Source organism: Skermanella sp. (genome assembly GCF_059503625.1).
The window spans coordinates 1-2,057 of sequence record NZ_JCACHA010000534.1 but is presented as its reverse complement, the minus strand read 5'-3'; the positions used below and the strand labels follow the sequence as shown (position 1 = coordinate 2,057).

Annotated in this window: 2 protein-coding genes; one reads left to right on the top strand and one right to left on the bottom strand. The window is 62.0% G+C overall.

The genetic code is table 11. The features are described from left to right. Positions 1 to 158: 158 nt before the first annotated feature. Positions 159 to 515, bottom strand: a complete 357-nt coding sequence (locus AC5JJ6_RS11475) for a phosphorylase family protein (protein ID WP_496042157.1) — start codon at positions 513 to 515, stop codon at positions 159 to 161. A gap of 530 nt (positions 516 to 1,045) precedes the next feature. On the opposite strand from AC5JJ6_RS11475, the gene AC5JJ6_RS11470 reads away from it, so the two are divergent. Continuing rightward, complete coding sequence (locus AC5JJ6_RS11470) at positions 1,046 to 2,011, top strand: hypothetical protein (RefSeq protein ID WP_496042156.1); 966 nt, start codon at positions 1,046 to 1,048, stop codon at positions 2,009 to 2,011. Positions 2,012 to 2,057: the final 46 nt, after the last annotated feature.

Sequence of the window (2,057 nt, the reverse complement as noted above, 5' to 3'; positions counted from 1 at the left end):
AGGTCCACCTGAAGACCCTGCTGCGCAAGATCGACGTCAACAACCGCACCCAGGCAGCGATCTGGGCCATGAACAACGGCTTCACCGCCGGCGACGCGGCGGCGCCGACCCGCAATCTGCACGCGATGTCGGCCTGACCGCCGGCGATCGGTACCCGGTCAGGCCGCTTCGGACAGGGCGTATACCACCTTGGGCCGGTGCGAGAGGCACCGGTTGTCCGCCGTACACTGCGCCAGTTCGATCGCGGCGGCGGTGGCCTTGGCCACGTCCAGGAGCCTGGCATCGACCGGGAACCAGGTCTTGCGCTCGGGTTCCGCCTTGCCCCGGGCGATCTCGACGGATTGGGGAAAGATCATGCCGAAGTTGGCCGAGCGGCCGGCGAACGGAGGCAACCGGTAGCCGCCGGGCGTTTCGCGGGCGAAGACGGCCTCCAGATACCGGCTCCATGCCGACGGCACGACGACGTCGCCGATTTTGAGATCGGGATCGACGCCGCCCGCGATGCCCGAAAACACGATCCGGCCGGAATGGCTTGGGCATCCGGTCCGATGACGCAAAGCGCCATGCCCGCACGGGTTCCCAAAACAGGCCCGAGGATCGCCGATGCGGCATCGCTGCGAAGGAACATGGTCACCTTGACGTCGAAGAATGGTCGTTCAAGAGACTTTCATTCTTACATTGCCGTATCGGGTCTGCGTGCTGGAAATCGATGACGAAGACGCAGCCGTAGGCAGATTCTACTTTTGGGAGTTCCTTTGAGGTCTTGTATAACGATGCCAATGCCATGTAGGGCATTCGCTCTCCCCTTGTCCCGGTAGTAATGCTTGCCGTTAGTGGTAATTCCTTCATCAATAGACTAAATATAACCCGCTGTTGGTCTTTAAAATATTACGTTAAATCGGAATAAAAGCTGACCAGCGAAGATCGGCGCGATGGTAATGTCCTCACGGAATTGGATGCAGTAGTCAGGTCCGATTTCTCGCCTTCAGCAAATCCATGCTTCAAAATCATATAATCATGATGGTATCAGGGGGAGTATATTAAGATGAATCATGGGCCGATTCAGAGAGTTTCCGCGCCCAGGGCGCTGTCGAGGCTTTCAGCCAAGTTTCTTTGCCTGATGCTGTCCATGGGACTGGCGGGCGCCGGACAGGCTGCCGCGGGCGACGACCGGTTCTCGTGCCGGGATTTCAGAGGCTACCGGGTCATCGACCTCAACGAAAACTCATATCAGGAGACCTTCGTTTTCCGTTCCGACGAGGATGTGCTGTTCCTCGGGCCTGATTCGCCGAGACGGAAGTATCTGCGCATCGACGGCGGCCGCCACGTCGCCGTGCTGGGCGGCAGTTTCGCCCCGTCCTACGGCTACAACACGCCGACGGCGGCGATCGGGACCAAGAACCAGTCGGGGTCGATCTGGATCGAGGGAGTGTCGATCGACAACGAGGACTCCTACGGAAGCGACGGCATCGTCCTGAACGCGGCGGGCGGCAAGGCCATTCCGGCGACCGTCCTGAACACCTCCATCGTCAACGTCCAGGGCACCGAGGGCGGACGGCACGGCGACATCATCCAGCCCCAGGGCCGGATCAGCCTGCTCGACATCGAGAACCTGGTCGGCAGCACGTCGTATCAGGGGCTTTTCCTGACGCGCCAGGAAGGCGTGTCCTATGGCGGCAAGGTCGAGCGGATCAAGCTGAAGAACGTCCAGCTCGAACACCTTCCGGGCGGAGACAAGCGCTGCCTGTACCTGATCGCGGTCGGCGGCAATCAGCAGATCGAGCTGGACAACGTCTACCTGACACGCCAGCCCCATGTCTCCCACTGCTCCGGCGGCTCCTTCTTCGTGCAGAACTCCGCCAAGGTGACCGGCAGCCCCGAATACGGCGAGCCGGAGAGCGCGGAACTGTCCGGGGCCTCGGTCAGCAGCGTGTCCAGCAGCGGCGCCGGCAAGGGCAAGGTGGCCGCGGCGAGTTACCGGACGGCTTCGGGGGCGGCCTGCGGTCAGTAAAGCCCGGACGCTGCCCGCCGGTTCAAGCCGCCGGGTCCAGCCGGCG

Excerpts from the sequence above, each read along its gene's own strand:
- AC5JJ6_RS11470 (WP_496042156.1), top strand. The coding sequence starts at position 1,046 with ATGAATCATGGGCCGATTCAGAGAGTTTCCGCGCCCAGGGCGCTGTCG.